The organism is Yersinia aldovae ATCC 35236 (assembly GCF_000173735.1).
GTDB classification, from domain to species: domain Bacteria; phylum Pseudomonadota; class Gammaproteobacteria; order Enterobacterales; family Enterobacteriaceae; genus Yersinia; species Yersinia aldovae.
Genome location: NZ_ACCB01000030.1, coordinates 1 through 22,346 on the forward strand (window position 1 = coordinate 1; position 22,346 = coordinate 22,346).

Consider the following 22,346-nt stretch of genomic DNA (forward strand, 5'->3'; position numbering starts at 1 on the left):
GCGGACTAGCATAAATGCTGTTCAAATCGGTTCCGGCCGATTTGTCTCTCCGTTGCCGCCTTCCCGCAACTCGAATTATTTAGGGTACAAGCCTGCAATGCCAGTTAAACAGGCCTATTCTTATGCCGACAACTTCACGGGTTGCTCGCTAAAATCTTGTGCTGGCTCCAGTCTCATTTCAATCGAGGTAAGCATCTCTTTAAGACGTTGATGGAAACCGCGCAATGTAGTTTCCAGTTTCTCTTGTACTTCAGAATCTTTAATCTTTTCTACTTTCCAGTTACCGTCTTTATTAAACAGGCCAAACTGGTAAACATAGGTAAAATGGTCAGCCGCCGGTTCCAGCTCTAACCACCATCCCCAGAACTCACGCTTCTCTGGAGCAAGTTTCACATTGACGCACACCGCCAAACAGTCAAAGAAAAAATGGTCGTTCTGACACTGCCCTTCACGTAGATATGGCCCTAAAGCTGCAAATCGTTTCATAAGCTTACTTTTAGGATGAGCACTGGTTGACGTCATTCTTAAATCTCCTTATGTAGAAGATCCTTTGTAGCAAACTGCTAAAAATTAGCAACTCATTAACGCATTTTATCTTCTAACCACTGACTGGTTTGCAGTAATGCACGGTGGAAATTGTCATACAGCGGCGTTGATGGTATAGGCAGCAGTTTACCGTCGGCAGAGGAAGAACAAATAAGTTTAGCTTCTTCTTTCGGGCTAAACGGATCATTCTCCCAAAAACCCGCCAACATTGGCGTTTGGCAGCGTCGCCCTAATAATCCTTGAGTTTTTAAAGAATAGCGGTTCATTTCTGCTCTAAGTATTTCATCCGCAGCATCCGCCATACCTAAGCGACTGGCCATCACATCCATATACATGTCGGGAACCTTGCGCTGACTATCTGCGTTGCATAAAAGGTGGTGAACGATCGGCCCCAGGCACGCCACAGCGCGCACACGTTGCGGCTCCAAATACCCCAAACGCACCGCCACATTGGCACCAAAGCGGAAACCAAATACACCGACGCGCTGATGGTCAACCCACGCAATATTCGGCAATGCCTGCAATACTTGCTGATGCAGGAAACTGGTATCCTGAGTGAGTTTCCAGCGTGATGAAGCCCCGACCGATGGCATATCGATGGTCAACATCGCGATCCCTTTGGGGGCCAGATAGTCGCGAAACAGGCGATGATAGTCACTTTGCAAGGTATCCAACCCGCCGCACATCAATACTGTCGGGAAGGGGGCGCTGCCGACCGTCGGCATATGCAAGAACCCGGTAAGCGTACCGCCATCTGAGATATCAAAACTGAGTTCTTTCAAGGTGTAAGGCAGATGTTTAGCCGCTTCTTCATACGCGCGGTTAGACATCACCTCGACCTGCTCAGCCAACTCATCCCCTTTCAGATGTGGGTAGCCAGCAATACTGTATAAGTTAGCCGCATTCAGCCAATATTGGCCCGCGTTTATCGGCTCAGCCTCTTCCATGGCTTTTTGCTGCCACAACATTCCCTGATGCGCCCACTCGTAGATCCAGTTACCGTTACGGTAACCCACCACGGTATCGAGCAATTCGTTATCACTGTGCTCTGCTTTCGAGCAGGCAATGCGCGATAAAACCTCTTCAATTTCAAGGGGATCAACACCACGCCAGGTCCAGATTAGGCGGTTGATCATGCGGTACCAATGGCTGGTAGTATCACCATCCAGTGCCGAATGAACATTCATTGCATTGTTGCAATGCGCGTGCCGCACCAACGTTGAGGTTTCAGGATGTTTAAATTTTGGTTTGAACAGAATTTCAGAAAGGTTGGCTTGTGCCATGATAACAATAGCCTCCATAAGCCGTGATTCAGGCCCGTTAAGGGCTGGTCAGATGGGGTCAAGTGTACTCATACTGCGGGGAAAATGAAACGCCCGGTAAGCACCGGGCATTGAAAGCGAACTAAATTACTTACCGCTGAGTGGGGCAACAAAGGTTACCGCCATATCCCACGGTTGTTCTATCCAGGTATCCTGAGGGATATCAATTACATAGTCATCAACTAATGGACTACCTGCGGGTTTGGCAAAAATGGTGACAAAATGTGCTTTAGGATACATTTCGCGAATAGCTCTCGCCGTGCCGCCAGTATCAACTAAGTCATCAATCACGATAAAGCCTTCACCATCACCTTCAGCACGTTTCAGAACTTTAAGTTCGCCTTGGTTATCATGGTTATAGCTGGCGATGCAAACGGTGTCAACATAACGAATACCCAGCTCACGCGCCAAAATACCCGCCGGTACTAAGCCACCACGGCTAACCGCGATGATGCCTTTCCATTGATCCGCAGGCAGTAAACGCTGCGCCAATTTACGGGCGTGAATTTGCAACATATCCCAGGTAACGACGTATTTTTCGCTCATAAAGTGTAATCCCAGCCAGTATTAAGAAGTGGCTTGCCATGAATCAAAAGGGGAAAAAAGGTTGCGCGAGATTATAGTGAGGCAGGCGGATAAAAACCAGCAATTATCGGGCTAATTAATCGAAACGAATGCGGTAATCGTGCGGCGGCACGCGCACGATGCCAATGAAAGTGATATTCTCAAACTATCTCGCCATCCCGATGGCGGTTTGTCATCACCCTTAAAATCTTTAGTCATCAACCCAATAGCACCTCTGACACCTCCCTTGCGAGGCTGCCGATATGAGTATGCTGTTACAGGAGACTTACAGTGTCTGAACTGTCTCAACTTTCGCCTCAGCCGTTGTGGGATATTTTCGCAAAAATCTGCTCTATCCCCCATCCGTCTTACCATGAAGAAGCGCTGGCACAACATATTATGACCTGGGCCAAGGAAAAAGGGCTGTACGCCGAACGCGACAAGGTCGGTAATATCCTGCTGCGTAAGGCCGCCACCAAAGGGATGGAGAACCGCAAGCCTGTGGCGCTGCAAGCGCATCTGGATATGGTGCCGCAGAAAAATAATGATACGGTACATGACTTTACCAAAGATCCCATCCAGCCTTATATCGACGGTGAATGGGTTAAAGCCCGTGGCACCACATTAGGGGCGGATAATGGCATTGGAATGGCCTCTGCGCTGGCAGTGCTGTCAGATGAACGCGTTGAACATGGCCCGCTGGAAGTGCTGTTGACCATGACCGAAGAAGCCGGCATGGACGGTGCGTTCGGCCTGCAACCCAACTGGCTGAACGCCGATATTCTGATCAACACCGATTCCGAACAGGAAGGTGAGATCTATATGGGTTGTGCAGGTGGTATTGATTTTATTACCACCTTAGCCCTAAAGCGCGAAGCAATCCCCGTCGGTTATCAGACGCTGAAACTGACGATTAAGGGTTTGAAAGGCGGCCATTCTGGTGCCGATATCCATATAGGTTTGGGCAATGCGAACAAACTGCTGGCGCGCTTCTTGTTTGAACACGCAACAGATCTGGACCTGCGGGTATTGGATTTGAATGGCGGCACGCTGCGTAACGCTATTCCACGAGAAGGTTCTGTCACCCTGGCGATTGCCGCAAACAAAGTGGATCAGTTGAAAAGCCTGAGCCAAGAGTACCTGGCAACGTTGAAAAACGAACTGGCTGCGGTTGAAAAAAATCTGACCATTGTGCTTGAGCCAGTTTCTAGCGAGGCAAAAGCGCTGACCAAAGAGACGCAACAGCGTCTGGTAGCACTATTGAACGCCACACCAAACGGTGTCATTCGCATGAGTGATGCCGTTAAGGGCGTGGTAGAAACCTCACTGAACGTCGGTGTGGTGACCATGAATGAGAACGAAGCAGAGATTGTCTGCCTGATTCGTTCACTGATCGACAGCGGCAAAGATTATGTGGTGAGCATGTTAACTGCCATTGGTCAGTTAGCGGGCGCGCAAACGGCACCGAAAGGGGCTACCCTGGTTGGCAGCCTGATCCAACATCGCCGGTGATGGCGCTGGTGCGCGAAACCTACCAGAAGCTGTTTAATAAAACACCCAATATCATGGTTATCCATGCCGGTCTGGAGTGTGGCTTGTTCAAAAAACCTTACCCAGATATGGATATGGTTTCCATTGGGCCAACCATGACCGGCCCGCATTCACCGGATGAACAGGTTCATATCGAAAGTGTGGGTCAATATTGGCAGTTACTGACCGCACTGCTGAAGGCCATTCCAGAGCGTGCATAAGCCAACCTGATTGTTTTTTATGTTATAACGGCGGCGCTCAGGCCCGCCGTTTTTATTGGCAGCACTATTCCCAATCTAACAGCAATTGCCGTTCAAGTTGTGGGTCGAGCAACGTGACATGCAGCCCCACCAGCCGCACACCGCGCTCGGCGCGTCGTTCATCCCAGGCCATGCGTGCCACTTGCAGTAAATCTGCTTTATTCAGCTCGGGCCAGACATGTTCCTGCGTAGTTTGTTGAAAATCATGAAATTTCAATTTAATGCCCTCACGTGCAATATGCAGGTCTGGCCTGACCTTGCGTAAGCGGGTTTCCAATTCAACATAAAGCTGCTCAATCAATGATTCACAGCTTTCCCAATCGTGAATATCCTCGGCTAGCGTCTGCTCAACGCCGACCGATTTACGTAACCGGTCTGGCGATATTCCGCGCTCATCAATGCCGTGGCTGCGCTCCCACAGCACGCGACCAAATTTGCCAAACCGCTTTAGTAATTCAGCCTGTGAATAGTTTTGTACATCACCGCAAGTTGCCAGCCCCAATTCTTGTAAGCGTTTAGCGGTCACTTTCCCGACGCCGGGAATTTTACTCAGCGGCAGTTCATATAAGAAAGGTAAGATCTGGTCAGGCGTAATCACATACTGACCATTCGGCTTATTCAAATCTGAAGCGATTTTGGCCAAAAACTTTATCGGGGCGATACCGGCAGAAGCCGTAAGATTCAGTTCATCATAAATGGTCTGACGGATCTCTCGTGCGATCAAGGTAGCGGAACCACTACACAAGGTGCAATCAGAGACATCCAGATAGGCTTCATCCAGCGACAGCGGCTCAATCAGTGGGGTGTAGCGGGCGAAAATTTCACGGATATGCAGTGAGGCTTCTTTATAAGCCGCCATTCTGCCGGGGATCACTTTGAGTTGTGGGCATAACTTGAGCGCCATTGCCGTTGGCATCGCGCTGCGCACACCAAATCGTCTGGCCGGATAATTAGCCGTGCTGATAACGCCTCTCCGATCTCGGCTACCACCAATCGCAATGGGGATATCACGCAGGCTGGGGTCGTCACGCATTTCAACCGCCGCGAAGAAGCAATCCATATCGACATGAATAATCTTCCGCATGTTATCTTTCCCCCCCGCCCAAACAACTGTACAAGTATACAGTTATTCGCAGGGAGAATTCAAGATTATCCTAATTTGCAGCCAGACCAAAACGGCCCTTCGATAAGGCACTGGTGAGCCTGAGTAATATCGTCGTAACAGATTGCTAATGGGGCCATCTTCAGCGCCCCCCGCCGTCTTACAACTTGAAATTCAGGGGTAAGACGGCGGAACAGGCAACCTCAACATGGCGGAGATCACAACACTCAACAGTGGTTAAAAATACAATTTTTCAGTGACTTATCTTGCTGATGACGCGCCAAGGCCAACTCAATCAGTGTGGTGATCAGTTGCGTATAACTCACGCCCGTGGCACGCCATAACTTGGGATACATACTGATATTGGTAAAACCTGGTAACGTATTGACCTCATTAACAATAACCTCATTATCCGGTGTTAAAAAGACATCAACTCGCGCCATACCAAGGCATTCCAGCGCACGAAAGGCCTCTAGCGCCACAGTGCGAATTCTCAGGCTGGCTGCATTGTCTATCACCGCAGGAATCACCACCTGCGCACCGGTTTCATTGATGTATTTGGTCTCGTAAGAGTAAAACTCATCACTGATCACTACCTCACCGCAGACACTGGCTTGTGGATCATCATTACCCAAAACTGCGCATTCAAGCTCTCGCCCAACGATGGCAGACTCCACCAGCACTTTATGGTCAAAATCAAACGCTAACGCAATGGCTTGATGATATTCGTCCTCATTGCGTACTTTACTCACGCCAACTGACGAGCCTTGATTTGCCGGTTTGATAAATAGGGGTAAACCCAGTTTTGCGGTTATCGCTTCGAAGCGGTATTTGTTTTTATTGGTGCGAGTCAGCGTGATAAATGGCGCAACGTTCAGCCCAGCATCACGTAGCAGGCGTTTGGTCATGTCTTTGTCCATGCTAACCGCAGACCCCACAACACCAGCACCGACAAACGGAATATTTACCATTCTCAGCAGGCCCTGCAATGACCCATCCTCGCCCAACGTGCCATGCACAATCGGGAAGATAACATCCAGTTGAGCCAGTGCGCTGCCATTATCCGCAGCGATAAGTTGCTGACGTTGTTGGCCTGGAATCAATGCGACATTTTTGTTTGAGTGATTTAGCGAGATCAGCGCCGGATTTTCTTCATTTAACAAGTAGTTGGATACATCGTTAACATGCCATTGACCCTGCTTATCAATCCCCAATAGCGTGACATCGAACTTTTCTTTATCAATCGCCTCAACGATGTTTTTGGCCGACTGCAATGACACTTCATGTTCAGCCGACTTACCACCAAAGATCACACCAACCCGCAATTTCGACACGCAACATTCCTTCTTAAAATCTGGCACATAGAGGTGCATAACCGGATAGAATCCGATATAACACTAAACCAATGACATCATGCTTAACTAATGGTTTTTAAGATTTAAGCAGAAATCTCTCATCACACAAGGGAGATTAATCTGAGTAAGAATATCAATTTAGACGCAATTCCCCAATGATTAGCGATATCAAGTGGCAGAACCGCGAAAGTGAAGTAAGATACATTTAGTGATTTTCCTAATCAAAATGACAACAAATTAAGCCAATAACAGAATTCAATTCTGTTATTGGCTTAATTTAGCATTTTGTTATTTATTTTTAATAAAAAATGATTAAATTCGACAGTGTCGAAAAAAGTTAGTTATATGATTACCCTTCATCTCACAAATTCATTATAAAATAATGAATGGAAACTATATATCATGCGAAATTATATAATGGCTACCTTACTGCTCACAGCTACTTTTATCGTTAACGCTCAATCAGTCACACTCCCTGCACCACAAATTATTGCACACCGTGCAGGGACCGCCGATGCTCCTGAAAATACCTTACCGGCAATCGATAAGGCGTTGTCTAATGGTGCGAATGCTATATGGATCACATTACAGTTATCTAAAGATATTATTCCTGTCCTCTATCGCCCTTCGGATCTTAAAGAATTGACGGATAAGTCAGGAGCGATTTCCAGTTATACCGCCCAACAACTCGCTAAAGTGGATGCCAGCGTTGCCTTTAATAAGAAACATAATATTCAGGGCAAACCTGATTCACATATTGGCATTCCTACTCTTGATGAAGTGCTAAAGAAATATCCTGACACCACATTTTATCTGGATATTAAATCACCTGATGCCAATCCTGAAACATTCGCCAAAGCCTTGCAAAAAACGCTTTCAACTCCCTCTAAAGGTGAGAAAAACCGCTTTGCGCGTACCCGAGTTTACTCTACGGATGATAACTATCTAAACGCGTTGAATGAGGTTAATAAAGAGAGCGATGCTTCACATAAAGTCAAACTTTTCGAAAGCCGTAACTATACTCGTACTCAATTAGCGAATATCACGATGGATCACAAGTGTGAATTACCGGCAGATGATAAAGAGCGTTGGTATGGTTTAGAGCTGCATCGCAAAGTAAAAGTTGTGGAAGAATATACCTTGGGTACAGCAAGTTCTGACGCAGTGTTAAGCTGGGACAAAGAAGCGATGGACTGCTTTAGAAGAAACAGTAATGCACATATCATTTTCTTCGGGATAAATACCGCTGAAGACTATAAGAAAGCAAAAGAACTACAGGTAAATGGTGTCATGGTTGATTCCCCTGCACTTTTTAAAGATATAGCTAACAAATAAGAATGTATAAGCAAAAAGTAACACGACGGGTATAGCGACAAATCAGAACATGATGAATAATAGCTTTAACGCCGTAAGCCAAGAAAGCAGACCAGAAAAACCAGATAAGTAATAAACTCTTCACTAAGTAAATACAAAACCCCCAGTTAATTATTATTTGGCTGGGGGTTTTTCGAGCCTGTCCTGAAAATTGTGTAAATGCTTATATTCCTATAGCGTGTTAAGTCAAAAAGGATATGAGTCATGGCGAAAAAACCTCGAACACCGGATACTCCCCAGCTCGCAATGTTGCGTCAGATTACGGGTGAACTGGCAAAAGATATCAAAACTGAAGCTGACCTCAATAAGATCCTCAACCAGTTCGTCAAAATGACGGTAGAAGCCGCGTTGGACGCTGAGATGGAACACCACCTCGGCTATGCTAAAGTACCACTGAAGGCCGAGGAAGTGGTAAGAGTCGCAACGGCTTCTCACCCAAAATGCTCACTTCACAGTACGGCGAGCTGGCCATCGAGACGCCCCGTGATCGCAACAGTGAATTTGACCCCATTATTGTTCAAAAAGGGCAAACCCGACTGACTGGGTTTGATGAGCAAATTTTAGCCTTTTATGCTCAAGGGATGACCACCCGAGAGATTACCAACATGTTTAAAAAACTTTACGATGCAGATGTGTCCCCAACACTGATATCCAAAGTGACAGACGCGGTAATAGAGCAAGTCACAACCTGGCGTAATCGCCCACTGGATAGTCTGTATCCTATTGTTTATAGGGATTGTATTGTCATTAAAGTGCATCAGGATAAACGGGTTATCAACAAATCTGTCTATATTGCGTTAGGTGTTAATCTGGCGGGCCAGAAGGAATGTCTGGGCCTGTGGATCGCCGATACCGAAGGGGCGGGGACGTGGTTATCGATACTGACTGAGCTTAAAAATCGTGGCCTAAACGACATCCTCATTGCCTGCGTCGATGGCCTGAAGGGCTTCCCAGAGGCGGTAAATACCGTTTACCCTCAGACATCGGTCCAGTTGTGCATCGTCCATAGGGTGCGTAACTCGGTAAAATATGTCAGTTGGAAAGACCAAAAAGCCTTATGTGCAGACCTTAAACTTATTTACCGGTCGGCGACGGAAGAGGCTGCTTTGCAGGAGCTGGAAGCGTTCGAGTTACGTTGGGATGATAAATATCCGACAGTGTCACAAATATGGCGCAGAAACTGGGCTGACTTATCAACATTTTTCTCCTGTCCTGATGAAATCAGGAAGGTTATTTATACAACCAATGGGATTGAATCACTGAACAGCATGATCCGTAAAGCCATCAAGAAGCGTAAAATATTTTCACACGATCAGTCAGCCCTGAAGGTCATTTATCTGGCCATCGAGTCAGCCTCAGCGAAATGGATCTGCCGATCCATAACTGGCGTCAGGCGTTAAACCACTTTATGATTAAATACCCAGAGAGGTTGACTGAGTATTTATAAAAAGGCATTTACACAAAATCCGGTACAGGCCCTTGGGGTTTTTCTTCTGTATATGATCCAGTCGTATATAACTAATTTTTATACACAACCACCACTGTATTGACCATATCGTGATCTATAATATCTTTTATAAGATACGATATTGCTCTAGCTTCTTCTGACGAGCAGCCTCTTTAGCCAACCGTTTCTTGCGAGAATCACAAGGCTCTGGGCAATCACATGCCTTTTCCATCCCTAAAGCTCCAATTCCGCCGCAACTGCCCTGCAAGGTTTTACGTTTTACGATATAACCTAACGACATCCCGCCGATGACCAAGAGAAAAAAGACAAAAGATGCGATAAAAGTTGTCAACATATCCCCTCCTGCTATGGCCTTTTTTGCAGATAGGGTTTGAATGCATCAGAATAACGCTCCTCAAATCCCTCGTCTGTTTTGACTATCATAAATACCGGAATCCCCAGCAAGTTGGCCAAGGCCATCCCGCGTTCAGGCCCAAGGACATCCAGACCGGTAGAAAGACCGTCTGCTGTCATACAGCTTGGATCTAACACAGTTATTGATACCAGCCGATGATTAATTGGCCGCCCTGTCTCTGGATCAATCGTGTGTGAGTAACGCACACCATTCTGCTCGAAGTAATTACGATAATCCCCTGAGGTTGCAATTGCCATTCGCCCCGGTTCGATAATCTCTTGAGCATTTTGTGCTGAGCCAGCAACTGGTTTCTCAATGGCGATGCGCCAGGGTTTATTTTCCCCATTATTACCGCGAGTCCGCACCTCACCGCCGATATCAACCATATAGTTGGTGATATTCTGTGCTTCCAAATATTCGGCAACCACATCAACCCCATATCCTTTCGCAATTGATGAGAGATCGACATACAACTCAGGGAGCCGTTTGACTAAAGCCCCCTGCTCCACGGCCAGCTTATCAATACCAACCCATGCCCGACGAGTGGTTATTTCCGCATCAGTTGGAACAACATCTGGCCGCCCTTCAGGGCCAAAACCCCATAAGTTGACTAACGGCCCAACGGTGACATCCAGTGCACCATCAGTCAGACGGTTTATACGAATAGCCTCACGCACCACTTTAGCGGTCACAGCTGAAACCGGGAACGGTGTGTTCAATTCGCGACTTTTATTGAAACGACTCAGTTCCGAGTCAGGCCGATAAGTCGACATCTGATCATTAACCCGTTCCAATTCCAGGTCGATTTCCTGCTGTAATTGCTCTGCGCCGGGGGTGGATGAGTCACTAACATATTTAATTGAATATGAGGTTCCCATCGTTTTACCTTCGAGATTGATTTGCTCAGGACCACACCCTGAGAGCAGTAAAACCCCGACCACCGCCATTAGCCAATGCGTTATATATTTCTGCACAATATCCCCAATTACTGTAAAAAGCCGAGTGGTGGCAAATCAACCACCAAAATCATCCAGCATAATATTGTCGTCTTCCACACCAAGATCTTTCAGCATTTTGATAACGGCCGCATTCATCATCGGCGGGCCACACATATAGAATTCACAATCTTCCGGCGCGGGGTGATTCTTGAGGTAATTCTCTAACAACACGTTATGAATAAAACCGGTATAACCCGTCCAGTTGTCTTCGGGTTGTGGATCAGACAACGCAACATGCCAACGGAAATTCTCATTCTCAGCCTGTAGCTGATCAAAATCTTCTTCATAGAACATTTCGCGGCGCGAACGTGCACCATACCAGAAGCTGATTTTACGTTTCGAATGTAGCCGCTTGAGCTGATCAAAAATATGTGAACGCATCGGTGCCATCCCCGCGCCCCCACCGATAAAGACCATTTCCGCATCAGTATCTTTGGCAAAGAACTCACCAAATGGCCCCGATATAACCACTTTATCACCCGGTTTTAATGACCAGATATACGAGGACATTATCCCCGGAGGCGCATCGGGTAATGACGGTGGTGGTGTGGCAATACGCACGTTAAGCATAATAATGCCACGCTCTTCGGGATAGTTTGCCATAGAATAAGCACGCACGGTTGGCTCACTAACCGCCGACTCGAAACGGAACAAATTAAATTTATCCCAGTCACCACGATATTCCGCCGGCACATCAAAATCTGCGTACTTGACCGTATGCGGTTCAGCTTCAATCTGAATAAATCCACCGGCACGGAAAGGAACAACATCACCATAAGGAATTTTCAGCTTCAATTCCTTGATAAATGTGGCTTTATTATCATTAGAGATAACTTCGCAAGTCCATTTCTTCACACCGAAAATCTCTTCCGGCAACTCAATTTTCAGGTTCTGCTTCACGTTAACCTGACAAGCCAATCGACAACCCTCTTTCGCTTCACGCTTGGAAATATGAGAAAGTTCGGTTGGCAGAATATCACCGCCACCTTCTTTTATTGTCACACGGCACTGCCCACAAGAGCCACCACCGCCACAGGCTGAAGACACAAAGATGCCCTGGCTGGAAAGCATATTCAGCAGTTTATCGCCTGCTGGCGCGGTAAAACTTTTATCCGCATCGTCATTAACATCAACGGTAATCTCACCAGTATTCACCAATTTTGATTTGGCGAATAAAATCATCACCGTCAATGCCAGCACGATGAGGGTGAACATCACTACACCCAGAATTATTTCCATCAATTATTCCTGCCTTTATAGGTTCACGCCGGAGAAAGACATAAAACCTAATGCCATCAATCCGGTGGTGATAAAGGTGATCCCTAACCCCTGTAAGCCCGCAGGCACATTGGCATATTTCATTTTTTCGCGAATACCCGCTAACGCGACGATGGCTAGCATCCAACCAATACCGGAGCCAAAACCATAGACAATTGACTCAGGGAAGTTGTAATCACGTTGTGCCATGAATGATACCCCGCCAAAAATGGCGCAGTTCACGGTGATCAGTGGCAGGAAAATTCCCAGCGCGTTGTACAGTGCAGGGAAGTAGCGATCGAGGATCATCTCCAGCACTTGTACGATAGCGGCAATAACGCCGATAAAAGTGATGAAATTCAGGAAGCTGAGGTCAACGCCCTCAACGAGCGCACCATCACGCAACACCAGGTTATAAACCAAATTGTTAGCCGGCACTGCGATGCCCAAGACCACGGTTACCGCAATCCCCAGACCAAAAGCGGTTGATACTTTCTTTGAAACCGCCAGGAAAGTACACATGCCCAAAAAGAACGCTAATGCCATATTTTCCACAAACACTGCGCGGACAAATAGACTGATGTAATGTTCCATCGTCAATTACTCCTTCTCAATCTGCGCAGGTTTCAGGGTGCGCAGACCCCAAATCAGCAAACCAATGATAAAGAATGCACTAGGTGCCAGCAGGAACAATCCGTTCGGCTGATACCAGCCACCGTTCTGCACTGTCTCCAATACCGGCACACCAAACAACTTACCGGAGCCAATCAGTTCGCGGACAAAACCGACCAGTACTAGCACCACGCCATAGCCCAAGCCATTGCCGATGCCATCCATAAAGCTTTCTATGGGTGGGGATTTCATCGCATAAGCTTCAGCACGCCCCATCACAATGCAGTTGGTGATAATCAGGCCAACAAATACGGATAGCTGCTTGGATATCTCATAGGCATAAGCGCGCAGGATCTGATCGACCACAATGACTAATGAGGCAATAATCACCATCTGAACGATAATCCGCACACTGTTTGGAATATGATTTCGAATCAATGAGATAAAGAAACTGGAAAACGCGGTCACCAAGGTAACAGCCAGTGTCATCACTAAGGCTGTTTCCAATTTGGTGGTCACTGCCAGCGCTGAGCACACGCCTAGAATCTGTAATGCGATCGGGTTGTTATCAAATAACGGCCCGAATAAAACCCGCTTAATCTCTTTGGTATCAGCCATTTTTTAACGCTCCTTCGCGTACTTTTTTCAGGAACGGGCCAAAGCCGTTTTCACCGAGCCAGAAATCGAAGCTGTTTTGCACTCCGTTGGAGGTCAGCGTCGCTCCTGACAAACCATCTATTGCATGAGGATCACCCTCAGGTGCACGCCCTTTAACAATACGAATAGCCGGTTGCCCTTGATCGTCAAATAGCCGCTTACCAATCCATTGGTTACGCCAGATTGGGTTCTGAATTTCGCCACCCAGCCCTGGCGTTTCACCTTGATCATAATAGGTGATGCCGCGTACTGTTTTGCCATCAGTGTCAATCGCGACAAAGGCATACATCATCGACCACAAACCTGAGCCATAGATAGGAAGAACTATCTTGTTAACTTGCCCACTTTCACTACGCACCAGATAGATTTCAACCACGTTAGCGCGACGGCGAATACCGGCGATATCTTGCGCGGGGGTCAGTGCGATACTCATTTGGTTATCGCGCAATGCTTGAGTACGGTCAAATGTTGCAGGGTCTTGTTGAATAAACTCACCACTTTGCAAATCAAGCAACCGAGGTTCAATTCGTGTTGCAAACTCTCGCTGCACGTCTTCTGCCGGCATTCTTGGTTGCAGCAAACCGGCTACTGCCAGAATATTACGCTGCTTATCCAGCAGCCGCTGTTCTTGTTGCCGGGCTTTCAAGCCAACCGCAGCGCCAGCCACGACGACTGAGCACACCAGACACAGCACAATCACCACCAGCAACGTTTTGCCGATGCTGTCATTATTTCTTGGTTTATTACTCGCCACGGGCTTTCCTCCGCTTGATGTTGGCCTGAACAACCACATAATCGAACAGTGGCGCAAACAGGTTGGCGAACAGAATCGCCAGCATCATTCCCTCCGGATAAGCCGGATTCGCAACGCGGATTAACACACACATTGCACCAATCAGACCGCCATACCACCACTTACCTTTATTGGTAAAGGAAGCGGATACCGGATCGGTGGCCATAAAGATCATGCCGAAAGCGAAACCGCCCAGAACCAGATGCCAATACCACGGCATAGCAAATAACGGATTGGTGGCAGAACCTATCCAGTTAAACAGACAAGCAGTTGCGATCATCCCGATCATCACACCGGCCACAATCCGCCAGGATGCCACACGACCAAACAGAATAATGGCACCGCCAATCAGGATCATCAGCGTGGAAACTTCACCAATAGAACCGGGAATATTTCCGAGGAAAGCATCCATCCACGTAATAGGTTGATGAGTGATGCTGTTAATTAAACTGTGGCTACCGTTGACACTCCATTGCGACAATGGGGTCGCACCGGAAAAACCATCCGCCGCAGTCCAAACCAAATCACCTGATATCTGAGCCGGATAAGCAAAGAACAGGAAAGCACGCCCCGCCAGTGCCGGGTTCAGAAAATTACGCCCGGTCCCCCCGAAGATCTCTTTACCGATAACCACACCGAAAGAGATCCCCAACGCCGCCTGCCATAATGGCAATGTCGGTGGCACAATCAGAGAGAACAGGATTGAGGTAACAAAGAAGCCTTCGTTGATTTCATGCTTACGGACAATGGAAAAGACCACTTCCCAGAAGCCCCCCACCAAGAACACCACCGCATAAATCGGCAGGAAATAGGCGGCCCCCAGCACCATTTTACTTATCCAGCCAGCATCTGGCGTCAGTGATGCACCTAACATTTGCGCCAGGCGATAATGCCAATCACCAGCAATAACCTGTTGCAACTCTGCGCCACTGTAGAGCTGATTTAAGGCCGGAATAGCCTGTAACCCTACGTTATACATACCCCAGAACATGGCGGGGAATACCGCCAGCCACACCAGAATCATCATCCGCTTTAAATCGATAGCATCGCGAACGTGAGAAGCGCCGGGGGTGACTTTACCCTGTGTGTAGAAAATAGTGGCAGCCGCTTCATAGAGCGGATAGTACTTTTCTAATTTGCCACCCGCTTCAAAGTGGTGTTCGATTTTCTCAAGAAAATTTTTCAAGCCCATCAGTTATCCTTCCTGCTCAATCTTGGTCAGTATGTCGCGCAGTACCGGGCCGTATTCGTACTTGCCGGGGCAAACAAATGTACATAAAGCCAAGTCTTCTTCGTCCAACTCTAAGCATCCCAGCGCTTGCGCACTGTCAGTATCGCCAGATAGCAGGTCACGCAGTAGATGGGTGGCCAGAATATCCAGTGGCATCACTCGCTCATAGTTACCAATTGGCACCATCGAGCGCTCACCGCCATGCATATCGGTAGAGAATGCAAACAGCTTATGTTTGAAGAAATGGCCTAGCGTGGTGCGGGTGATTGAGTATTTATCACGGCCCGGCATCACCCAGCCGAATAGCTCTTTTTCTCGCCCTTCGCGGATAACCGACACTTGCTGATGAAAACGCCCAAGATAGCCATGAGTAGCTGAAGAGGCAGTGCCACTGAGCACCGAACCTGAAATGATGCGGTTATCATCCTCTTTTAGCTTACCGGCGGTCAGTTCAGATAAACTGGCACCTAAGCGGGTGCGCAGTAACACCGGTTGATTTACCTGCGGGCCTGCCAGAGCGACGATACGGTCGGTACAAAGCTCGCCACGGGTAAACAGTTTACCGATGGCAATAACGTCCTGATAGCCTACATGCCAAACCATTTTGCGCAGGCTGACCGGTTCGAGGAAATGAATGTGAGTACCAACCAACCCCGCGGGATGTGGGCCAGAAAACTCATTGTACGTCACCTGAGCGCTGGTATGCCCAACAGTAGCCTGCCCCGGCGCATGGCAAACATGCACTTTACCTTCAGTCAGCCGGGTAAGAACGGTTAAACCGTGGTTAAAAGCCGCCAACTCAGTGGCAATAATCACCTGCGGGTTGGCCGCCAGTGGCTGGGTATCCATTGCGCTGACAAAAATAGCCCGCGGGCTACTGCCAGGTACCGGTGTTTTGCTGAAAGGACGGGTTCGTAGTGCAGTCCATAAGCCAGAAGCCAGCAATTGGCGTTGTACCTGTTCGCGGCTCAGTTGATTGAGGGTGGCTTCATCAAAATGCTCAAAAGGAACCTGCTCATCACCGTCAATATCAATCACAACGGATTGCAATACCCGGCGCTCGCCACGATTGATGGCACTTACTTTGCCACTGGCAGGTGCGGTAAACAGCACTCCGGGATTTTTTTTATCTTCAAATAGCGGCTGGCCTTTCTTAACCCAATCACCTTCTTGCACCAGCATTGAAGGCCGCATACCGACATACTCTTCACCGAGTAGCGCTACATGATGAATAGCAGGCCCCTCCTCTATTACCTGAACAGGTGCTCCAGCGATGGGAAGGTCTAGCCCTTTCTTTATTTTAATCATAGGTTTAAACGACTTCATTAGTTATATCAGATGCTGCACATAAGCCAACAGCGTACAGCGGCGTAAAAATGAGATCCATTCACAGTACAGTTAAACGGCGCTTTACTACAAAACCATCCTATCATCGTGGTTTTAGCTGAAAGAATCTCGGAAATTAATACTGATACCCGAATTGAATGCCTGAAGATAAAATAGACTGAAATAGCATGACAGATGTGGGTGACCAGAAGCGCATGATTTTAGCATTTCCATCTCGCAGTGTCTGACAAATGCAGTGACCCAGGTCAAGCAAACACAAATAAATTACGGTTAATTTGTGTATATACTCGGTAAAACCGTATTGCTAATTCACCTTTACCGACTTTGTGTTTATTTTATACAAACATATATTGCTAAAAATTTTCTGACTGATAATCTGCGCCTATAAATCAAAAGATGCAGTGGCAGAATTTACATAATATAAGTAGGAATAATAAATGGGCAAAATTGCGCCGTCGTTTGCGGCGAGAATGTTTGCAACGATAATGTTTGCAGCGATAATTTGTTTGCCTGCGGTTTCGTTCATTAGCTCAGCCAGTGAGCCTGTGGCGGTATCCAAAGAGCTAAAACAGCAATTACTCGGTTCATCAGTCTATATTCAGATCTTCAAAGAAGAACGTACTCTGGAATTATATGCCAGATTACAGGGCGAATATCGTTTGGTACAAAGCTATCGTATCTGTGAATTCTCCGGTGGCCTTGGGCCGAAACGCCGTGAAGGGGATTTTAAGAGTCCGGAAGGTTTTTACACTGTAAATATGCGCCATTTGAAACCCGATAGTAAGTTTTATCGGGCAATCAATATTGGCTTCCCAAATGAATATGATAAATCGCAGGGCTATTCAGGGAAATATCTGATGATCCACGGCGCATGTAAATCAATCGGCTGTTATGCCATGACTGATGCCTATATGGACGAGATATTTAACTACGTACAGACGGCATTTATCTTCGGTCAGGAAAAGGTGGATATCAGTATTTATCCTTTCCGCATGACAGAACAGAACATGCAGCGCCACCGTAACTCATCTGATTACAACTTTTGGCGTCAGTTGCAGCCGGGATATGCTTATTTTGCCAAGAACCGGATGCCACCGTCAGTTGCGGTGATCAATGGGCAGTATGTGTTGAGCCGCCCTCCGGTCTCCAGTGAGCCAGCAACACAATATGTACTGACCCAATCAAATTCGCTCACCAAAACAGAATAATGCGAACTCACCTGGTGCAATTTTGTGCCAGGTTTCATTTGCGGTCAGTGGCGCTGTGGCAATCACCGTAACCACATCATTGGGTGTGGTCTGGCGCTGGAAATCAATTTCTACATCCCTATCTAGCAATGTTGCTTTGCCGAAAGGCGCACGGCGAGTAATCCAATAGAGATTGGTCGAGCAAAATGCCATCACAAAACGGCCATCCGACAGTAACATATTAAATACCCCTTTTGCCCGTAACTGTTCGCATAAGGTGCCGATATAACGGAATACTGCCGGCCAGTTACTTGGGGTGCGAGGGTAGCGTTTTGCCAGTTGATTAAGTAACCAGCAGAATGCATATTCGCTGTCTGTTTGACCTATCGGCCGGAAAGTCCCGGTATCCAATTGGCGATAACCTTTGAGCTGGCCGTTATGGGCATAAGTCCAGTTGCGCCCCCACATTTCGCGGGTAAACGGATGGGTATTTTCCAACGCCACCTCACCGCGATTAGCCTGACGGATATGGGAAACCACCGCACAGGATTTTATCGGGTAATCCTGCACCAGACGGGCAATGGGTGAATTAAAACTCGGTTGCGGATCTTTAAACGTGCGACAACCATTACCTTCATAGAAAGTAATTCCCCAGCCATCTTTATGTGGGCCAGTTCCCCCACCACGTTGCACCAGGCCGGTAAAGCTAAAGCAAATGTCTGTTGGCACATTCGCGCTCATCCCGAGCAGTTCGCACATATAGTCCTCCGCGCATATACCCTTTGTTGTTGACGTTGCACCGGTGGCCGTCATCCGAATCACTGACTTAAATCCGCTCTACGGGCTTTGCTTTTTTGCTGCCCACCAGCAACACCGATGAGTTTGGGTATAAACCTTTAAGCTACGATTGATACCGGCCAATCGCCATACCGATCACCCACATTCAAGGTGATCAACACTCGTTGATCACCCCAGTACATCAGGCTTTTACCATCTCTTTTTCGATTAATTGAATCAAGATGTGAATTGCTTTGATGTGAATTTCCTGGATACGATCGGCATAACCGAAATGAGGAACTCGGATTTCAATATCAGCAGAACCTGCCATTTTGCCACCATCTTTGCCGGTCAGCGTGATGACTTTCATGCCTTTAGCGCGAGCAGCATCAATCGCTTTGATGATATTACCAGAATTCCCTGAGGTGGAAATGCCCAGTAATACATCACCTTCGCGACCTACCGCTTCGACATAACGTGAGAAAACGTAGTCATAACCAAAATCATTACTGACACAAGAGAGATGGCTGACATCGGAAATCGCAATCGCAGGATAACCTGGGCGATTTTCACGATAGCGGCCAGTCAACTCTTCGGCAAAATGCATAGCATCACAATGGGAACCGCCATTACCGCATGACAATACTTTACCACCAGCTTTAAAAGAATCAGCCAGCAACACGGCTGCGCGCTCAATGGCATCAATATTGGCATCATCTTTTAGAAAGTTTGCCAATGTATCTGCGGCTTCGTTCAGTTCACTGCGGATTAAATCATGGTACATGGGAGCCTCTTTATCGTTCTATGCCATCAATATTTGTCCGTCGCCAGTGTACCGGATCGCATAAACAGCGAGAAGCGCTGTGATGAATTTGACCGCAGGCTTTTAACCTTTAATGCGGTCAGTTTGTGAGATTAGTTGTAAATAACATGTAATGGTATTGATAAAAATAATGGAATGAACTACAACAAATGTATCACTCAACAGGTCAGACCTCCTACATCTCAGGAGCTTCATTATGATGATTCTAAGCATTGTTGCCTTGCTGGTTCTTATTAGTGTGTTGTTCTATCACCGGGTGAACCTTTACCTCAGTAGTTTGATTCTTGTGGTTTATACCGCAGCAATGGGTGCGGCGCAGTTATGGTCATACTGGGCATTATTGCCGCTGGTGATTGTTTTGCTGCCACTGACCCTGACTCCACTGCGCCAGTCTCTGTTCTCAGCCCCAGCGTTACGCATTTTCCGTAAAGTCATGCCCGCCATGTCTCGCACCGAAAAAGAAGCGATTGATGCGGGCACCACCTGGTGGGAAGGCGATTTGTTCCAGGGCCAACCAGACTGGAAAAAACTGCATAACTATCCAAAACCGCAATTAACCGCAGAAGAGCAAGCCTTTATTGATGGGCCGGTCGAAGAAGCCTGTCGTATGGCCAATGATTTCCAGATTACCCATGAGTTGGCTGATCTGCCGCCAGAGCTGTGGGCCTATCTGAAAGAAAATCGCTTCTTCGCGATGATCATTAAGAAAGAGTACGGCGGCCTTGAGTTCTCAGCCTATGCTCAGGCACGAGTGCTACAAAAACTGTCTGGCGTGTCTGGCATATTGGCCATCACCGTCGGCGTACCTAACTCTCTTGGCCCCGGCGAATTACTGCAACATTACGGTACTGAAGAGCAAAAAAATCATTACCTGCCGGGTTTGGCCCGTGGCGATGAAATCCCTTGTTTCGCCCTAACCAGTCCCGAAGCGGGTTCAGATGCCGGTGCGATTCCGGATACCGGTACAGTTTGCATGGGTGAATGGCAAGGTAAACAGGTTCTCGGGATGCGGCTGACCTGGAACAAACGCTATATCACTCTCGCGCCCATCGCCACGGTGCTAGGGCTGGCATTCAAACTGTCTGACCCTGACCATCTGATCGGTGACACCGTTGATTTGGGCATTACCTGTGCGCTGATCCCAACCAACACTCCAGGGGTAGAAATTGGCCGCCGCCACTTCCCGCTAAACGTGCCGTTCCAGAATGGCCCAACGCGTGGTAACGATATCTTTGTCCCCATTGATTACATTATCGGTGGGCCAAAAATGGCCGGTCAGGGCTGGCGGATGCTGGTGGAATGTCTGTCGGTTGGTCGTGGCATTACCTTGCCGTCCAACGCCACAGGCAGCTTGAAAAGTGTGGCAATGGGTATTGGCGCTTATGCCTATATTCGCCGTCAATTCAAAATCTCAATCGGTAAAATGGAAGGGATTGAAGAGCCGCTGGCACGTATTGCCGGTAATGCTTATGTGATGGATGCCGCTGCCACCTTAATTACCAGCGGTATTATGTTGGGTGAAAAACCGGCAGTGCTCTCTGCTATCGTCAAATATCACTGTACCCACCGTGGTCAACGTGCGGTGATGGATGCGATGGATATCGCCGGTGGTAAAGGCATCTGCCTTGGCCCGGCAAACTTTGTGGCGCGTGGTTACCAAGGTGCACCAATCGGTATCACGGTGGAAGGCGCGAATATCCTAACCCGCAGCATGATCATCTTCGGCCAGGGCGCTATCCGCTGCCATCCGTTTGTACTGGATGAAATGGCGGCGGCGCAATCTAATGATGTCTCTGCCTTTGATAAAGCGCTGTTTGGCCATCTGGGCCATGTCGGTAGCTGCAAGGTACGTAGCTTATGGTTGGGCCTGACCAATGGCCGCACCAGTGCCACACCAACTAAAGACAGTACCCGCCGTTATTACCAGCAGTTGAACCGCCTGAGCGCTAATCTGGCATTGCTGTCAGATGTCTCAATGGGCGTGCTGGGTGGCAGCCTGAAACGCCGTGAGCGTATCTCTGCCCGTTTGGGGGATATTCTTAGCCAAATGTATCTGGCCTCAGCCACGTTGAAACGCTATGAAGATGAAGGCCGTCAGAAAGAGGACTTACCACTGGTGCATTGGGGGGTGCAGGATGCGCTGAATCAGGCGGAACAAGCGCTGGATGATTTGCTGCGTAACTTCCCCAATGGCCTTATCGCCGGGTTGATGCGGTTCGTGGTGTTCCCATTTGGTCGCGTACATCAAGCGCCGTCAGACCGTCTGGACCATCAGTTAGCACAACTATTACAAGTTCCATCTGCCACTCGTAGCCGTATTGGTCGTGGTCAGTACCTGACACCGAGTGAATTTAACCCAGTTGGTTTGCTGGAAGAAGCATTGCAAGATGTGATTGCGGCGGAGCCTATCCACAAGCGTTTGAGCAAAGAAGCGGGTAGAGGTTTGCCATTCACCCGCCTGGATATACTGGCGCAAAAGGCATTAGCTGAAGGTAAAATCAATGCCGAAGAAGCGGCCATTCTGACCAAAGCAGAACATAGCCGTTTGCGTTCAATTAATGTCGATGAATTTGAAGCAGATGCCTTGGCAGCGAAACCCGCCGTAAAGCAGCCGGCTAAACCACGGCAAATTGAAGCTGCATAATAAATTAGTCTCATTGATGTTTGTGTCTATTCAAGCCTCCGTTCACTTAAGGAGGCTTTTCTTATTATTCATCTAGTTAGCGGTCATTTCGATATATTAACCTGA

The 22,346-nt window shown here is 47.8% G+C and carries 18 protein-coding genes and 2 pseudogenes; 5 read left to right on the plus strand and 15 right to left on the minus strand.

Annotation, left to right across the window (positions count from 1 at the left end; genetic code table 11):
• Positions 1-120: 120 nt before the first annotated feature.
• The 3 genes from crl to gpt all read right to left on the minus strand — a co-directional run bounded on the left by crl (position 121) and on the right by gpt (position 2,414).
• Positions 121-522 (minus strand): sigma factor-binding protein Crl, encoded by a 402-nt coding sequence (crl, locus tag YALDO0001_RS13825; protein ID WP_042546673.1) that lies wholly within the window; start codon positions 520-522, stop codon positions 121-123.
• A gap of 59 nt (positions 523-581) precedes the next feature.
• Positions 582-1,829, minus strand: a complete 1,248-nt coding sequence (frsA, locus tag YALDO0001_RS13830; RefSeq protein ID WP_042840105.1) for an esterase FrsA — start codon at positions 1,827-1,829, stop codon at positions 582-584.
• Between the two features lie 126 nt (positions 1,830-1,955).
• The gene (gpt, locus tag YALDO0001_RS13835) at positions 1,956-2,414 is read right to left on the minus strand and encodes a xanthine phosphoribosyltransferase (RefSeq protein WP_004704022.1); all 459 of its coding nucleotides are present in this window, start codon (positions 2,412-2,414) and stop codon (positions 1,956-1,958) included.
• Positions 2,415-2,723: 309 nt separating this feature from the next.
• On the opposite strand from gpt, the pseudogene pepD reads away from it, so the two are divergent.
• Positions 2,724-4,183, plus strand: a pseudogene (gene pepD, locus YALDO0001_RS13840) (beta-Ala-His dipeptidase).
• A 64-nt stretch (positions 4,184-4,247) separates the two neighbouring features.
• On the opposite strand, the gene dinB reads toward pepD, so the two are convergent.
• Together dinB and ddlA are read right to left on the minus strand one after the other, a co-directional pair.
• Positions 4,248-5,306 carry a DNA polymerase IV gene (gene dinB / locus YALDO0001_RS13845; RefSeq protein ID WP_004704024.1) on the minus strand — a complete coding sequence of 353 codons (1,059 nt, stop codon included), beginning with the start codon at positions 5,304-5,306 and terminating at the stop codon, positions 4,248-4,250.
• 245 nt (positions 5,307-5,551) lie between these two features.
• Positions 5,552-6,658 carry a D-alanine--D-alanine ligase gene (gene ddlA, locus YALDO0001_RS13850; RefSeq protein WP_042840087.1) on the minus strand — a complete coding sequence of 369 codons (1,107 nt, stop codon included), beginning with the start codon at positions 6,656-6,658 and terminating at the stop codon, positions 5,552-5,554.
• Between the two features lie 438 nt (positions 6,659-7,096).
• Between ddlA and YALDO0001_RS13855 the strand changes: the two genes are divergently transcribed.
• Entirely contained in the window at positions 7,097-8,014 is a 918-nt protein-coding gene (locus tag YALDO0001_RS13855; protein ID WP_004704026.1) for a glycerophosphodiester phosphodiesterase family protein, read from the plus strand.
• A gap of 285 nt (positions 8,015-8,299) precedes the next feature.
• Positions 8,300-9,500: pseudogene (locus YALDO0001_RS13865) on the plus strand (IS256 family transposase).
• A gap of 127 nt (positions 9,501-9,627) precedes the next feature.
• On the opposite strand, the gene nqrM reads toward YALDO0001_RS13865, so the two are convergent.
• From nqrM to YALDO0001_RS13905, 8 genes are read right to left on the minus strand one after another with little or no spacing between them, the layout of a single operon-like run.
• Positions 9,628-9,855, minus strand: a complete 228-nt coding sequence (nqrM, locus tag YALDO0001_RS13870) for a (Na+)-NQR maturation NqrM (RefSeq protein WP_042840090.1) — start codon at positions 9,853-9,855, stop codon at positions 9,628-9,630.
• 11 nt (positions 9,856-9,866) lie between these two features.
• Positions 9,867-10,889 carry an FAD:protein FMN transferase gene (locus YALDO0001_RS13875; protein ID WP_004704029.1) on the minus strand — a complete coding sequence of 341 codons (1,023 nt, stop codon included), beginning with the start codon at positions 10,887-10,889 and terminating at the stop codon, positions 9,867-9,869.
• Between the two features lie 39 nt (positions 10,890-10,928).
• The gene (nqrF, locus tag YALDO0001_RS13880) at positions 10,929-12,152 is read right to left on the minus strand and encodes an NADH:ubiquinone reductase (Na(+)-transporting) subunit F (protein ID WP_004704030.1); all 1,224 of its coding nucleotides are present in this window, start codon (positions 12,150-12,152) and stop codon (positions 10,929-10,931) included.
• 15 nt (positions 12,153-12,167) lie between these two features.
• The gene (gene nqrE / locus YALDO0001_RS13885; protein WP_004704031.1) at positions 12,168-12,764 is read right to left on the minus strand and encodes an NADH:ubiquinone reductase (Na(+)-transporting) subunit E; all 597 of its coding nucleotides are present in this window, start codon (positions 12,762-12,764) and stop codon (positions 12,168-12,170) included.
• 6 nt (positions 12,765-12,770) lie between these two features.
• Positions 12,771-13,400 (minus strand): NADH:ubiquinone reductase (Na(+)-transporting) subunit D, encoded by a 630-nt coding sequence (locus tag YALDO0001_RS13890; protein ID WP_042840092.1) that lies wholly within the window; start codon positions 13,398-13,400, stop codon positions 12,771-12,773.
• Positions 13,393-14,193: a Na(+)-translocating NADH-quinone reductase subunit C gene (locus tag YALDO0001_RS13895; protein WP_042840093.1), complete on the minus strand. Its 801-nt coding sequence runs from the start codon at positions 14,191-14,193 to the stop codon at positions 13,393-13,395. Before YALDO0001_RS13895 ends, YALDO0001_RS13890 begins: the two co-directional genes overlap by 8 nt.
• Complete coding sequence (locus tag YALDO0001_RS13900) at positions 14,183-15,424, minus strand: NADH:ubiquinone reductase (Na(+)-transporting) subunit B (RefSeq protein ID WP_004704034.1); 1,242 nt, start codon at positions 15,422-15,424, stop codon at positions 14,183-14,185. The genes YALDO0001_RS13895 and YALDO0001_RS13900 overlap by 11 nt, the downstream gene beginning before the upstream one ends.
• A gap of 3 nt (positions 15,425-15,427) precedes the next feature.
• Entirely contained in the window at positions 15,428-16,771 is a 1,344-nt protein-coding gene (locus tag YALDO0001_RS13905; protein WP_004704035.1) for a Na(+)-translocating NADH-quinone reductase subunit A, read from the minus strand.
• Positions 16,772-17,247: 476 nt separating this feature from the next.
• On the opposite strand from YALDO0001_RS13905, the gene dpaA reads away from it, so the two are divergent.
• Entirely contained in the window at positions 17,248-18,018 is a 771-nt protein-coding gene (gene dpaA / locus YALDO0001_RS13910; protein WP_042840094.1) for a peptidoglycan meso-diaminopimelic acid protein amidase, read from the plus strand.
• Here the strand turns inward: dpaA and YALDO0001_RS13915 are convergent.
• Complete coding sequence (locus tag YALDO0001_RS13915) at positions 17,992-18,756, minus strand: class II glutamine amidotransferase (RefSeq protein WP_004704037.1); 765 nt, start codon at positions 18,754-18,756, stop codon at positions 17,992-17,994. The genes dpaA and YALDO0001_RS13915 overlap by 27 nt on opposite strands.
• A 220-nt stretch (positions 18,757-18,976) precedes the next feature.
• On the minus strand, positions 18,977-19,558 hold the full coding sequence (lpcA, locus tag YALDO0001_RS13920; protein ID WP_004704038.1) for a D-sedoheptulose 7-phosphate isomerase: 582 nt from the start codon (positions 19,556-19,558) through the stop codon (positions 18,977-18,979).
• Between the two features lie 235 nt (positions 19,559-19,793).
• Between lpcA and fadE the strand changes: the two genes are divergently transcribed.
• Entirely contained in the window at positions 19,794-22,241 is a 2,448-nt protein-coding gene (gene fadE / locus YALDO0001_RS13925; protein ID WP_004704039.1) for an acyl-CoA dehydrogenase FadE, read from the plus strand.
• Positions 22,242-22,346: the final 105 nt, after the last annotated feature.